Raw genomic sequence first — 14,748 nt, forward strand, 5'->3', positions numbered from 1 at the left:
GCCCTTGCAATACTGCATACCATTCACCGGAACACCTCTCATGGATTTAACCCAGCTCCTCGCCTCCTTCGCCGCAGCCTTTAATCAAGACAATCGCCTTATTAGCCTTCAGCTGGGCGATGGTGCGGCTTGGGGCGAGCAGCTTTTACCGCAAAAAATCAGCGGCAGCGAAGGGATTAGCCAAGCTTATTGCTATCGGCTTGAATGCCTGTCTCCCGATAGCCACTTAGAGCTTAAATCTTTGCTTGGCTTGCCCGTGGTTCTGAGCGTTATCGATGCAAACGGTGCAGCAATAGAGCGCTGTGGTGTTATTTCTAAGGCAGAATTATTAGGCTCTGATGGCGGCTTTGCTAAATATGCATTGACCATTGAGCCGCCTTTTTCTTTATTACGCTACCGCCGCACCTCCCGCGTTTTTCAAGATTTAAGCGTAGCCGAGATTATTAAGCAGGTTTTAGCCGAGCATCAGGCGCTTAATCCCGTGTTTGCCAGCGTGCAAACGCTGGAGCTTCAGTTATCAGGTACACATTCCCCACGCTCCTACTGCCTACAGTACAGGGAATCAGATTTTGACTTCCTGCTACGTATCCTTCATGAAGAAGGCATTGCATGGCGTTTTAAGCATTTAGCCGGAGATAGCCCGCAAGTTCAGCTAATTCTGTTTGATGACGTTTACGCCTTACCGGAAACCACAGATTCTGCCGTGCGTTTTCATAGAGCCGACAGCACGGAAGAATCAGATGCACTCACCACATGGACCAGCCAGCGCCAAGTAGGCAGCAGCACAGTGTCTTTAGCCAGCTTTGATTACAAAGCCACCACAGCAAACCAAAGCTTTGATGAAAGCCGTATCGACCAAGGCGATGGCGGGCAGCAGCTTCAGGCTAGCCTTGAAGATTACGATGCCCAGACGCACTATTACGCCAGTGATGCAGAAGGCCTAAGCCATTATGCGCAATTGCGTCAGCAAGCGCACGACAGCCAGAAGAAATCTTTTTCTGGCTCTGGCACATTGCGCAGCCTGCAAGCGGGTGAATGGTTCCGCTTAGAGGATCACCCCGCCCACGATTTTGATAGCGCAGAAAATCGGGAATTTGCGATTACGGCGCTGACGTTTACCGCAAACAACAACCTGCCAGCCGATTTAAGCCAGCAGCTACTGATGGTTGCCCCGAGCTTACTGGCCGCTTCAGCGGCAAAGGGCGCAATTGCTCTCGCTCCTTATCAAGTCGATTTCACCGCCCAAAGACGCGGCCAGCCGCTGACACCTGCCTTTGCTCATGGCCCGCTGAGCAAACCAAGCAGCCGAGGCGTGCAAACCGCTACCGTAGTTGGCCCTGCCGGTGCAGAAGTCCATACCGATGAGCTAGGCCGAATAAAAATTCAGATGCACTGGCAAAGATCAAATGAGCACCCAGAATTTGGCGCAAACCTAGACGATAAGTCGTCCTGCTGGATTCGTGTTTCCATGCCATCCGCCGGAGCAGGCTTTGGCCACCAGTTTATTCCGCGAATCGGCCAGGAAATTTTGGTGGATTTTATCGAGGGAGATATCGACCGGCCCATCGTTACCGCCGTGGTCCACAACGGATCTCATCCACCTTCAACATTCAGCGGCGCAGGCAGCTTGCCCGCCAATAAAACCCTATCAGGCATCAAGAGTAAAGAATTTGAAGGCGGCCAATACGGCGAGCTACTGTTTGACGATACAAAAGGCGAAGTACGCACAAAACTATCTAGCGAGCACGGTAAAACCCAGCTCAACCTTGGCTATTTAATCCACCCAAGAACCGACGGCAAAGGTGAGCCACGCGGCGAAGGATTTGAGCTACGCAGCGATAATCAAGGCGCAATTAGAGCCAATGGTTTGCTCATCAGTACCGAAGCCAAAAACGGCGCAAGCGGCAAACAGCTTGATCACACACCCGCCCAAAGCCAGCTTGAATCAGCCTTAGCACTCGCACAAAGCCTTGGTGAAACAGCGACCAAGCAACTCGCAGACAGCATAGAAACCGGCGAAGATGATCAAACCATCAAGCCAGACAATAGCGTAGGCGATAAAAAGACCACCGGCCATTTGCATCACCACGTGCACGCCAGCAAAAGCTTGGAAGCAGGGTCAAACACCGACAAAGACGGCAAGAGCAAATCTCAAGACCAAGCGGGCCAACGCCCCGAAGGAAGTCCTCTTGGGGGACAAAAAATCATCCTGCTACATGGGGAAGACGGCGTGGCCATCACCAGCCCGCAAAGCCAGACGCTGGCCGCCGGAACTAACCTCGATCTGGTCGCCCAAAGAGACAGCAACCAAACCTCCGGCCGCCGCTGGATTCATAATGTAGGCCAACACATCAGCCTATTTGTGGCCGGGGTTAAAGAGCAAATCGCCCTTAAACTCATTGCTGCAAAAGGCAAAATCCAGCTACAAGCGCAAAGCGACGATATTGAAATTACGGGCGATAAAAGCATCAAAATCACCGCCTGCAAAGAAAACATCCATATCGTTGCCAAAGATGAAATTCTGATGACGGCAGGTGGCGGCTACATCCGCATCAAAGGCGGCAATATCGAAATCCACTGCCCGGGCACGGTGAGCATTAAGGGGGCGAACCATGAGATGAGCGGGCCAGCGAGTATGAGCCCTCCCCTACCCATTTTTCCTGGTGAGGTATGTATTGCCTGCCTATTGCGCGCAGCTAAAAATGCCGCCCCTTTTGTTCCAAGGTAAGCCATTATGCAATTAACTCCATTACCTGCTTTTTTATTTGAGCAGCATGAAAGCATTAAACTAGATTTACAGAAAAACAATATCACTACGCCTATATATGCCCTAATTGATTTGGCAAGCACAGAAAATGCAAGCCGGTGGTTGCGGATTCTTCAGGCTGATAAGGCTTATTGTTTATTTGATGGCACACCTGAATCAACAGCAAGAACAGAAGCGCCTTGGTTAGTGCGTGTGGATCAAAATGACTATTTGCTGAGTGAAACAATTACCGCTGCTTTACTGGGGGATTGCTGTAGCTGGATTTGCTCTGGATTACCACAAGCAGAGCTGGCACTGCGTTTAAACGCACGATTAGACGTTAAGTTAGAAGACCAGCTTGCCTTATTGCGCTTTTATGATCCACGTATTTTGCCTAGCTTATTGGCCGTGCTTGAAGCGCCAGCGCAAAGAGATTTCTTAGCGCTTGGGGAGTATTGGTTCTGGCTGGGGCGAGATGGCATGTTATTCAAGCAAGCAATTGATGAAGATGAGCATGATTTATTAAAATGGCCATTGGCACTATCTGATAAACAGCAAGAGCCTTTATTAAGAATGGCCGAAACAGATCAATTGCAGGTGCAATTAGGTGAGCAATTTCCATCATTGTTTTATCCAATGACTAGAGCGGCTCGGTTTCAATTTGTTAAAATGCAGCGCGATCAGGCCGTTCAAAATGGATTCACGCAATTTATGGATCAACTTTATTACTGTGCATTAGCTTTACAGTGGGGCCCACACTTTAATCATGAAGAAAAATGGCAAGCTGTGCTGGCTGAAGGTCGAGTAAATACATTGGAATTAGCGATTAAAAATGCAAAATAAGCTTTCCTATACCGTAAATATCATCATTAAAAATAATAAATAAGGGAATTAATGAGCAATATTAAATATTGCCCAAGCCTGCTCGTACTAATTCTTACTGGCTGCAGTAGCTATGCCTCAGAAAGCGTTTCGCTTACCTTGCACGGATATAACTATACCAATCGCTATATCGATAGTTATTCAATTAATGGCCAAGGAGGGAGGAATCTTTTCCTTAGTACCTCTACATCCGGCGGTGGGGGGGAGGTTTGCTGTGGGAGCTGGTGGACGAATAGCCGCTTACCAATTAAGGTAAAAGTGAAGTGGGTGGCAAATTCTTGTGAATTTAAAGAATATTCTTCTACAGGCGAGGGTTTTTCCTCTCTACGAAATTTCTGGAAAGAGGCCGAAGCCTTGATTACCACGCCACCGCCTGCCGATGCCCGTTATTTAGAAGCGCATATTTATGAAGATGGCCATGTAGAAGCGGCAATAACCAATACCTTTTCACCGCCACGGCTTATTTTACCTTTTGATGAAGAAACACAGAGCCGCACAGGGGAGCCCTATGTGGTACCAATGTGCACTGCGGCTCAGTTAATTGACCCAAATGCCTACCCAAGTTTGACGGATAGGCAATTGAAAAATGCAGGGATAAATCCATGAGTAAAATCAAACACTGCTTAAGCCTGCTCGGACTATTCCTTGCTGGCTGCAGTAGCTATGCCTCAGAAAGCGTTTCGCTTACCTTGCACGGATATAACTATACCAATCGCTATATCGATAGTTATTCAATTAATGGTCAGTGGGGTGGGAATATGGGTTTAAGCACCTCGACTTCAGGGGGGGGGGGAGGGGTTTGCTGTGGGAGCTGGCGGCGGAATAGCCGTTTGCCAATTAAGATAACAGTGAAGTGGGTGGGGGATTCTTGTAAGTTTAAAGAATATTCCTCTACAGGCGAGCTTTTTCTCCTAAGGCGTAATTTCTGGAAAGAGGCCGAAGCCCTAATTACCACACCACCGCCTACTGATGCCCGCTATTTAGAAGCGCATATTTATGAAGATGGCCATGTAGAAGCGGCAATTACCAATACCTATTCACCGCCACGGCTTATTTTACCTTTTGATGAAAAAACACAGAGCCGCACGGGGGAGACCTTTGTCTCCCCAATGTGTACAGCGGCTCAGCTAATCGATCCGAATGCCTATCCAAGGCTGACTGATAGACAGTTAAAAGAGAATGGGATTACACCATGAGTAAAGCACGTAGCCCCTCGCTAAAAATTCAAGCTGTCCCCTTGCAAGCCAGTGCGGATTTTGCCCAAGAAGAGGGTGCGGATTCGGTTTCTGCAGCAATCATGCCGGTATTGCCTATGGTGAACACGCCTACCTTTAAGCCCGCACAGGGGCTTAAGTGCTGTATTACCCTGAATTTGGCCTTTTTCTTTGATGGTACGGGGAATAATGTAGACGCGGATGAGGGGACTTTTGAGCATAGCAATGTCGCTCGTTTATTTCGTGCACACGCTGACGACGATGTGGCTATTGGGGTTTATCGTTTTTACATCCCCGGCTTAGGCACTTATTTTAAAGATATTGGCGACGATGGGGGTGGCACCTTGGGCTTGGCTTTTGGTGGCGGAGGCACAAAACGCTTGGATTGGGCCGAAGATCAGTTTAAGACGGTGGTTGGCCATACTCAGGAAGAAATCACTGAAATACGCGTGTCATTATTTGGCTTTTCGCGCGGGGCCGCTTCGGCACGGGCTTTTGCGCTGATTTTGGATAAGCTGTGCCCAGATGGCCTGTATCAATTACCCAATGGTAAAGATGCGCCATTAACTATTTATTTTATGGGCCTATTTGATACCGTGGCTTCGGTGGGCTTACCCGCAGGCTCGGGGGTGGCAACCGCCTTGGCGGCTAGCGATGCCACCTCAGCCAAATGGGCTGCTTATGAAAAAAGCTTGGTCTCCCGCAGGAATAACCATAGTAATGGCTTAGCCAAGCTGGCCTTTGGCGAGCCAGGGGCCGATCCTAGCCCTACTTGGGCCGATGGCCATATGGCGTGGGCGAGTGATTTGCGTATTCCACGCTCTGGCGTGGTGGCTCATTGCGTGCATATGGTGGCGGCGCATGAGCAAAGGCATTCTTTCCCGAGTGATAGCGTGAGAGTGGGCCAGCACTACCCTGCTAATTGTCTTGAAATGGTCTACCCCGGCATGCACTCCGATGTAGGTGGTGGCTATCGCCCCGGCGAGGAAGGTAAAAGTATTCGAGGTGCTGAAATACTGGGACAGATCCCCCTATTGGCGATGTATCAATTAGCCATGGAAAAGGGCGTGCCCTTAATGAGCATGGAGAAGCTAAAACAAAGGGAGTTGGATATAGATTTTGATGTGTCTCCAGACTTTTTAAAAGCCTATAGCAATTATCAAGCTAAAATTAGCAATAGCACCCTAGGCAGAACGGTGCTTTCACATATGTATTATTACTTTTTATGGCGATTTTTTAGAATAAAAAATTCACGGGCCGCTCAATTAAAAACCAATGAAGATCAAGAAATCGGGTTTAAAAAAGATCACGAAGAATTAGGAAAAAAAGTCGGTGATTTAGAAGAAAAATATAAGCAGGCGCGTAAAAAAGCACAAAAAGCCAGCCGACCAGTGCAAAACCAACGCAATATGCAGGCCCGTGCAGGCGGAGAAGTAGACCCCCAGCTATTGGAAGATGAAGCACAGGCCAATAATGAGCTAGAAATTGCCAAAGATAATTGGCTTAAAGAAAAAGCAAAGCTTGATAGCTTGCCCAGTATTGGCAAAACAGGGGCGAGTTTGCCCATGTATGATCGATTGCTAGCACAAGAAACACAGCAAATTATTAAATTGGCGCAATCAGGCGAAAAATTGCGCCCGCACTACCAAGGCTTATTAAAAGCTTGGCAAGATGTCCAAGAGGGTAAAGGCTTAGATGAAAAAAAAGATACAGAGCTGATTGGTTTTTTTGATAACTATATGCACGATTCGCTGGCTGGTTTTGCAACTGATTTAACCCTGCCCTCTGATCCACGCTGCATCTATGTGGGTGGGGATGACGAAGCAAAATACGCAGGTTTAATTTCTACCGCAAAAGATAAAATGGCTTAAGCCGTAAGGGGGAGAAGATTAAGCGATAGGATAGGCCAAGACGGAGCAGCTACTCAAAGGTGGGATATAAAACACCCAAATGATGCTGATTACCCTGCAGTTTGCTGCACCCGCCCCATCAACCGTGCTTATAGCGCCTATTTAACGTAAAATCCCTCTTTTGCTTTTTTGTAGCCCTTACATGACTGATTTAGCACGCGAAGTAGGCCGTCGCCGCACCTTCGCCATTATCTCCCACCCTGATGCGGGTAAAACGACGCTCACCGAAAAGCTGCTTTATTTCTCGGGAGCAATTCAAAACGCCGGTACGGTTAAAGGTAAAAAAGGCGGTAAATTTGCCACTTCCGACTGGATGGATATCGAAAAGCAACGGGGTATTTCGGTAGCCTCCAGCGTGATGCAGTTTGATTACCGCGATCACGTCGTCAATCTGCTCGACACCCCAGGTCACCAAGACTTCTCTGAAGATACTTATCGCGTGCTCACCGCCGTAGACAGCGCCTTAATGGTGATTGACGCGGCTAAGGGCGTGGAAGAGCAGACTATCAAACTGCTCAACGTCTGCCGCCTGCGTAATACCCCGATTATTACGTTGATGAATAAGTACGACCGCGAAGTGCGTGATTCGCTCGAGCTATTAGACGAAGTTGAAAGCGTGCTGAAGATCCGCTGCGCGCCCATCACCTGGCCAATTGGTATGGGCAAGACTTTCCGTGGGGTTTACAGCATTCTCACCGATACCGTGCTGCTGTTTACGCCAGGTAAAGGCCCGCTGGATGAAGTAGAAGTGATCGAAGGGCTAGATAACCCGCGCCTTGATACCCTCTTCCCGCTAGAAATTGGCAACACTCGTATGGAGCTAGAGCTGGTACGCGGTGCTTCGCATCCATTCGTACTAGAAGAATTCCTTGCGGGCGATTTAACCCCAGTCTTCTTTGGCTCGGCGATTAATAACTTTGGTATTCGCGAAATCTTAAACGCGCTGGTTGATTGGGCCCCTGCCCCAGGCACATCGGACGCCACGGTGCGCGAGATCAGCCCTACTGAAGAAAAATTCTCGGCCTTTGTGTTTAAGATTCAAGCCAATATGGATCCAAAACACCGTGATCGGATTGCTTTTCTGCGCGTTTGCTCGGGTGAATTTACCCGTGGTATGAAATTCAAACACTTACGACTCAACCGTGAAATTGCCGCTAATTCAGTAGTGACTTTTATGGCGCAAGGCCGTGAGCAGGTAGAAGAAGCCTACGCTGGCGATATTATCGGCCTGCCTAATCACGGCAATATCCAGATTGGCGATTCCTTCTCTGAAGGTGAGCTGCTGGCCTTTACGGGGATTCCTTACTTTGCGCCAGAAATGTTCCGCATTGTGCGCATTAAAAACCCACTGAAAGTAAAGCAGTTACATAAAGGCTTGCAGCAGCTGGGTGAAGAAGGTGCGGTACAAGTATTTAAGCCACTGAATGGCTCAGACTTGATTCTGGGTGCGGTAGGTGTGCTGCAGTTTGAAGTTGTAGCCTCGCGCCTTGCCAATGAATACGGTGTAGAAGCGGTGTTTGAATCAACCACCATCTTTACCGCCCGTTGGGTCAGCTGTGATGATGACAAAATGCTCGACGACTTTGAAGGGCAGTTGGTTAATAACTTAGGCCGCGATGCCGCAAACAGCCTTGCTTATTTAGCCACTAGCCGAGTGAATTTACAGCTCACTCAAGAGCGCTGGCCTAAAATTGTGTTTCACGCAACTAGAGAACACTCCGTTACCTTGTAAATATTCAATCCAACAGCGCCGCAATAAGGCGCTGTTTTTTTTTGCAATTTATGCTCCTTTTTTTGCCAACAAAAGTAGTCCACTTTATACAAGCTACAAAAACAAGAACTTGATTTATATTAAGTTTTTGCCGAACGTATCAGACTACGATAGTTACATGAACTAAGCAGAACAACATCTGCCTATCTATTAAGTGCACAAAAAAGTGCACGGCAACAGGGCCCTGAGGCCTATAGGAGCATCAGCTATGAACGCACCAGAAAACCATCTAAAACTTGACGCATGGCGTGGGTTTAAAACAGGTGAGTGGCAAGATAAAGTCGACACCCGTGGTTTTATTCAACTGAATTACACCCCCTATTTAGCTGATGATAGTTTCTTAGCTGGCCCTACCGAGCGCACAACTCAGCTCTGGACAGAGTTATCTGTTCAACTTAAAGAAGAGCGTAAACGTGGTGTATTAGAAGTATCTACCCACGTTGGCGCATCGATCACTGCGCACGGTCCTGGCTATATCAATAAAGATTTAGAAACCATCGTCGGTGTTCAAACTGACAAACCACTGCGTCGCGCCATTATGCCGAACGGCGGTTTGCGCATGGTGCAAAACGGCCTTGAAGCCTATCACTTTGAAATGAACCCACAAATTGTAGATATCTTTAGCAAGTACCGTAAAGATCACAATATGGGCGTATTTGATGCTTACACACCAGAAATCATGGCTTGCCGTAGCTCGGGCGTGATTACAGGTCTACCAGATTCATATGGCCGTGGCCGTATCATTGGTGACTATCGTCGTGTCGCACTTTACGGCGTTGATTTCCTTATCGTCGACAAAAAACGTGAAAAAACTGAACTCAATGATGTTCCGTTTACCGAATCCGTGATTCGTCTGCGTGAAGAATTATCCGAGCAAATCAAAGCGCTGGGCGAACTCAAGCAAATGGCTAAGTCTTACGGCTTCGATATTTCTAAGCCAGCCACCACCGCCCAAGAAGCCATCCAATGGCTATATTTTGGCTATCTTGCTGCAACTAAAGAGCAAAATGGCGCGGCGATGTCAATTGGCCGTACCTCAACCTTCCTTGATGTATATATCGAGCGCGATCTGATCGAGGGCCGTATTACCGAATCAGAAGCCCAAGAAATGATTGACCATATGGTCATGAAATTGCGCATTATCCGCTTCTTGCGTACCCCAGAATACGACGATTTATTCTCTGGCGATCCAACATGGGTCACAGAATCTATCGGTGGTACGGGTCTTGATGGCCGTACTCTGGTAACCAAATCCAGCTTCCGTGTTCTGCACACCTTGTACAACCTTGGACCGGCCCCAGAGCCTAACTTAACTGTATTGTGGTCAACTTCTTTCCCGCAAGGCTTTAAAGAATTTTGCGCTAAAGTGTCGATCGATACCTCTGCCATCCAGTACGAAAACGATGACTTGATGAATCCAAAATGGGGTGACGATTACGCCATCGCATGTTGTGTTTCGGCTATGGCTGTAGGTAAGCAAATGCAATTCTTTGGCGCACGGGTCAACCTTGCCAAAGCCATGCTGTATGCGATCAACGGTGGTGTGGATGAAAAAACCGGCAAAGTAGTGGCCAATGGTTTTGAACCACTCAAAGGCGATGTGCTCAATTACGACGAAGTGATGGCCAAATACGATGTGATGCTGGATTGGTTGGCAAAAACATACGTGACTGCACTGAACTCCATTCACTACATGCACGATAAATATTCGTACGAACGTATCGAAATGGCCCTGCATGATCGCGATATCCTGCGCACCATGGCTTGCGGTATTGCGGGTCTGGCAGTTGCCGCTGATTCACTTTCAGCCATCAAACACGCCAAAGTTAGCGTTATCCGTAACGAAAAAGGCATTGCCGTCGATTACAAAATCGAAGGCGATTACCCTGCTTACGGTAACAACGACGACCGTGTAGATGATATTGCCGTGTGGCTCACCACCACCTTCATGAATAAGATCAAGGCTCAGCCTGTGTTCTATCGTGATTCAATGCCTACTCAATCGGTACTGACCATTACATCCAACGTGGTTTACGGTAAAAAAACCGGTAACACACCTGACGGCCGCCGCTCAGGCACACCGTTTTCCCCAGGTGCCAACCCAATGAATGGTCGTGATACCAATGGCTTTATCGCTGCCGGTTTCTCGGTATCGAAAATCCCATACGAATCAGCTTTAGATGGCGTGTCATGGACAGCTTCGATGACGCCAGATGCGCTAGGCCACAACGATGCAGATCGCGTTAAAACCTTAGCCGCTTCGATTGATGGCCTGTTTGGGCCGCACGGCGAAGAATGCTCAACTTGTTTAGATAAAGATGCTGTTGATCAAACAATGGATCAACTCTTCCATCTGAATATGAATGTGCTCAACCGCGACACCCTGCTTGATGCGATGGAGCATCCAGAAAACTACCCACAGCTCACCGTGCGTGTTTCTGGCTATGCAGTGAACTTTGTAAAGCTAACTCGCGAACAGCAAATGGACGTGATTAGCCGTACATTCCACGGCAAGTGTTAAAGGGATAGTAGGGTGGGCACGTTTTTGTGCCCACGCGGTGATTTTTAACGAGATATCTACTTCGCCTGCGTGGGCACGATAAACCGCTGTGCCCACCCTACTCGCTGACCAATCAATCCAAAAGCATACTCACCCAAGGAGCAGCCCATGGCACAACTATTTCACCTCAATATGAATGTGTTGAACAAAGAAACACTGCTTGATGCAATGGAAAACCCAGACAACTACCCACAACTTACCGTGCGTGTTTCTGGCTATGCGGTTAATTTTGTGAAGCTCACCCGTGAGCAGCAAATGGATGTGATTAGCCGTACTTTCCACGAAAAGACTTAAGCGTCACCCTCAGCAATAAATCAATCGCCCTATCCGAAACGGATCTTTAAGTGCATGCTTAAAGATCCGTTTTTAATGTAAAAAAATAAAAAATAATCACTGGAAAACCTATGACCCCCAATAAGCCACTGGGAGAAATCATCCCGATCTCGTTTGATACCGAACATCATCAGCAGGGATTTGTGCATTCAATTGAAACCGGTGCGGCCGTTGATGGTCCCGGCATGCGCTTTGCCCTTTTTGTAAGTGGCTGTCAGTTCCGCTGCCTGTATTGCCATAACCCAGACACTTGGAAGCTGCACAACGGCAAAAGCTACACCGTTGAAGCCGTCATGACCGAGTTAAAAAAATACGCTAGCTTTTTGCGGATTGCAGGTGGGCTGACCATCTCAGGCGGCGAGCCTTTAATGCAGGCACACTTTGTTGGCGAGATTTTCCGCCGCGCCAAGCAAGATCTCAAACTACACACCGCCCTCGATACCCAAGGCTTTTTAGCCGCGCATTTAGACGATGCATGGTTTGATAATGTAGATTTGGTGCTGCTCGATATCAAACAAATCAACCCTGTTAAATATGAAGCGCTAACCAGCAAACCCCTGCAGCCAACGCTAGACTTTGCCGAGCGCTTACAAAAGTTATTCAAACCAGTCTGGATCCGCTACGTGCTTATCCCAGGCATCAGTGATGATATTAACGATGTAGAAAAACTCGCTGATTACCTGAAACCCATGAGCAATATCGAGCGAGTAGAAGTGCTGCCCTTCCATAAAATGGGCGAAAGCAAATGGGCAGAGCTAGGCATGAAATACGAGCTAAGCGACACCCCCACCCCCACTCCAGAGCTGGTCGAGCGGGTTAGGGAGCAATTTAGAGCGCGGGGATTATTTACCTGTTGATTAGCGTGCTCATCAGCTTTGTCCGAAAACCATGCTGAAGAACGCAGCAACCTAAGTGCGTCATCCCCGAGTGCTTTTATCGGGGATCCAATCACGGGCATGTAGGATGAGTACGCTTTTGTGCACATACATAGCAATGTTAGCCCCTGAGGCGTGAGTACAAAACACGTACCCACCCTCGCTCTGGTCTCCACCAAAACCATTCGGCCTCCCTATAGTTTATGAAGTTAAAAACTTAACTTGGTATGCATAGAGAGACACACGCTCTGCATCAAGCTAGCCCCATGAAAGCAAATATAATTACATCTTTAATAAGCAGCGCCGCTCGCGCAAATGAAGCATGATAAACTGAGCACCCTTTTGCCCCTGCTGAATATTGCCTCCCATGTATGAACTTCTGATCGGCCTACGCTATACGCGTGCCAGCCGTCGTAATGGTTTTATTTCGTTTATTTCTCTGATCTCCGTCGTGGGTATTGCACTCGGCGTAGCTGCACTGATTATTGTACTGTCGGTAATGAATGGCTTTCAGGCCGAGGTGCGTAATCGTATCTTAGGTATGGCGGCGCATGTACAAATCAGCGGGATAGGCAATCAGCTACAAGATTGGCAAACGGCCGCCAATGTCGCCAAGAAAAATCCACATGTTTTGGCCACCGCCCCTTATGTGCTAGGGCAAGGCTTGCTGATTAATGGCAGCCAAGTCAAAGGTGTCTTGGTGCGCGGGATAGATCCGCAGCAAGAGAGCAAGGTCAACGAAGTGGCTGGCAAGTTGGTGACTGGTGAACTGCACTCCTTACGCTCAGGTGAGTTTGGCATCATCTTAGGCATTTCACTCGCCAATGAGCTATCGGTGCGCCCTGGTGATCGGGTCACGATGATTACGCCACAAGGGCAAGTCACCCCTGCTGGGCTGATTCCAAGAATGAAGCAATTCACAGTGACCGGCATCTTTAAGGCCGATTACGCCCCTTATGATATTGGTCTGGCGATGATTGATATCAAAGACGCTCAAACGCTATTTCGAACCGGTAGCGCAGTTTCTGGCGTAAGGCTGAAGCTGGATGATTTAAATCTAGCCCGCCGCGTTGCGCGCGAAATTAACCAAGCCATGCCTGAGCTGATCGCATCCGATTGGTCGCAAGAAAATCCAACCTATTTCCGCGCCGTTGAAATAGAAAAACGCATGATGTTTATTATTCTGACGCTGATCGTGGCGGTGGCCGCGTTTAATCTGGTTTCAACTTTGGTGATGGTGGTGACGGATAAGCAAGCCGACATCGCCATCTTGCGCACGCTGGGCGCATCGCCGTTTTCAATTATGAAAATATTTGTGATTCAAGGGGCCTTATCGGGTGTAATTGGCACGGGGTCGGGCGTACTAGCGGGTATTTTAGTTTCTAAAAATCTAGATGTGATTGTGCCCTTTATTGAGCGCATCCTAGGCACCACTATTTTATCCCCCGATATTTATCTGATTTCTGAGCTGCCATCCCGCGTATTGTGGAGCGATGTAAGCAGCATCGGTGGCATCTCACTATTACTTGCCCTACTGGCTACCCTTTACCCTAGCTGGCGCGCCTCTCGCGTCAATCCTGCTGAGGCTTTACGTTATGAGTAATTTAGATCAAGCGCCTGTATTAGCGGCGCAAGGCTTAAGCAAAAGTTATACAACGGGCGCGCTTGAAACCCAAGTTTTAGCGCACATTGATTTTGCCTTACACCGAGGCGAAACGGTGGCGATTGTTGGGGCTTCCGGCTCTGGCAAATCCACCCTGCTGCATTGCCTAGGCGCGCTGGACGCACCTAGTAGCGGGCAAATCCAACTGATGGGTAAAGACCCGCTAGCGTGTAATGAAACTGAACGTGGGCTGATGCGTAATCAGCATCTGGGCTTTGTTTATCAGTTTCATCATCTGCTGCCAGAATTTAGCGCAGTAGAAAACGTCGCCATGCCACTCCTTATCCGCCGAATGGATAAGGCCGCTGCATTAAAAGAGGCAGCAGCCATCCTAGCGCGCGTGGGCCTAAGCGAGCGTAGCCACCACAAACCAAGCGAGATGTCAGGCGGAGAGCGCCAACGCACGGCCATCGCACGGGCGCTGGTCACCCGCCCCGCCTGCGTACTAGCCGATGAGCCAACGGGTAATCTAGATAGAGAAACGGCAGCGGGCGTGTTTGAACTGATGCTGGAATTAGCCAAGGAATCGGGTACAGGCTTTGTGATTGTAACGCACGACCCAGAGCTAGCCGCCAAGTGTGGGCGCATGCTCAGGCTATCAAAAACCGGCCTAGATGCGGGCTAATTAGATATTCACCATCCCCTTCGACCAAGCCAATACACTGACTGGTATAGCTTAGGGGGATCTCGAAAAGCCTATCTTTCTAAGTAAGACAAGGCGCGTATTAAAAAAATCGACGCTGCATATGTTTGATATGTAATGAAATTTTTTAATGCGCAACGCAGCATGATGA

General features: G+C 48.5%; 10 protein-coding genes and 1 pseudogene. All 11 read left to right on the forward strand.

Annotated features, from left to right (window positions below):
* The first annotated feature begins 40 nt into the window (after window positions 1-40).
* Entirely contained in the window at window positions 41-2,728 is a 2,688-nt protein-coding gene (locus R6242_RS18060; RefSeq protein ID WP_318429513.1) for a type VI secretion system Vgr family protein, read from the forward strand.
* A 6-nt stretch (window positions 2,729-2,734) separates the two neighbouring features.
* The gene (locus R6242_RS18065) at window positions 2,735-3,589 is read left to right on the forward strand and encodes a DUF4123 domain-containing protein (protein WP_318429515.1); all 855 of its coding nucleotides are present in this window, start codon (window positions 2,735-2,737) and stop codon (window positions 3,587-3,589) included.
* 51 nt (window positions 3,590-3,640) lie between these two features.
* A complete protein-coding gene (locus R6242_RS18070; protein ID WP_318429517.1) occupies window positions 3,641-4,234 on the forward strand; it encodes a DUF3304 domain-containing protein in 594 nt (197 codons plus the stop codon).
* Window positions 4,231-4,824, forward strand: coding sequence for a DUF3304 domain-containing protein (locus tag R6242_RS18075; protein WP_318429519.1), 594 nt, complete (start codon window positions 4,231-4,233; stop codon window positions 4,822-4,824). Before R6242_RS18070 ends, R6242_RS18075 begins: the two co-directional genes overlap by 4 nt.
* Window positions 4,821-6,713, forward strand: a complete 1,893-nt coding sequence (locus tag R6242_RS18080) for a T6SS phospholipase effector Tle1-like catalytic domain-containing protein (protein WP_318429522.1) — start codon at window positions 4,821-4,823, stop codon at window positions 6,711-6,713. Before R6242_RS18075 ends, R6242_RS18080 begins: the two co-directional genes overlap by 4 nt.
* A gap of 181 nt (window positions 6,714-6,894) precedes the next feature.
* A complete protein-coding gene (locus R6242_RS18085) occupies window positions 6,895-8,484 on the forward strand; it encodes a peptide chain release factor 3 (RefSeq protein ID WP_318429523.1) in 1,590 nt (529 codons plus the stop codon).
* Between the two features lie 247 nt (window positions 8,485-8,731).
* A complete protein-coding gene (gene pflB / locus R6242_RS18090) occupies window positions 8,732-11,044 on the forward strand; it encodes a formate C-acetyltransferase (RefSeq protein ID WP_318429525.1) in 2,313 nt (770 codons plus the stop codon).
* Between the two features lie 159 nt (window positions 11,045-11,203).
* Window positions 11,204-11,377, forward strand: a pseudogene (locus tag R6242_RS18095) (glycine radical domain-containing protein); the annotation flags it as partial.
* A gap of 110 nt (window positions 11,378-11,487) precedes the next feature.
* Window positions 11,488-12,273: a pyruvate formate-lyase-activating protein gene (gene pflA, locus R6242_RS18100; protein ID WP_318429527.1), complete on the forward strand. Its 786-nt coding sequence runs from the start codon at window positions 11,488-11,490 to the stop codon at window positions 12,271-12,273.
* Window positions 12,274-12,658: 385 nt separating this feature from the next.
* On the forward strand, window positions 12,659-13,894 hold the full coding sequence (locus R6242_RS18105; protein ID WP_318429530.1) for a lipoprotein-releasing ABC transporter permease subunit: 1,236 nt from the start codon (window positions 12,659-12,661) through the stop codon (window positions 13,892-13,894).
* Window positions 13,887-14,579, forward strand: a complete 693-nt coding sequence (locus tag R6242_RS18110) for an ABC transporter ATP-binding protein (RefSeq protein WP_318429532.1) — start codon at window positions 13,887-13,889, stop codon at window positions 14,577-14,579. The genes R6242_RS18105 and R6242_RS18110 overlap by 8 nt, the downstream gene beginning before the upstream one ends.
* Window positions 14,580-14,748 lie beyond the last annotated feature (169 nt).

The sequence above is a fragment of the Iodobacter sp. CM08 genome, from assembly GCF_033446605.1.
In the GTDB taxonomy this organism is placed as follows: domain Bacteria; phylum Pseudomonadota; class Gammaproteobacteria; order Burkholderiales; family Chitinibacteraceae; genus Iodobacter.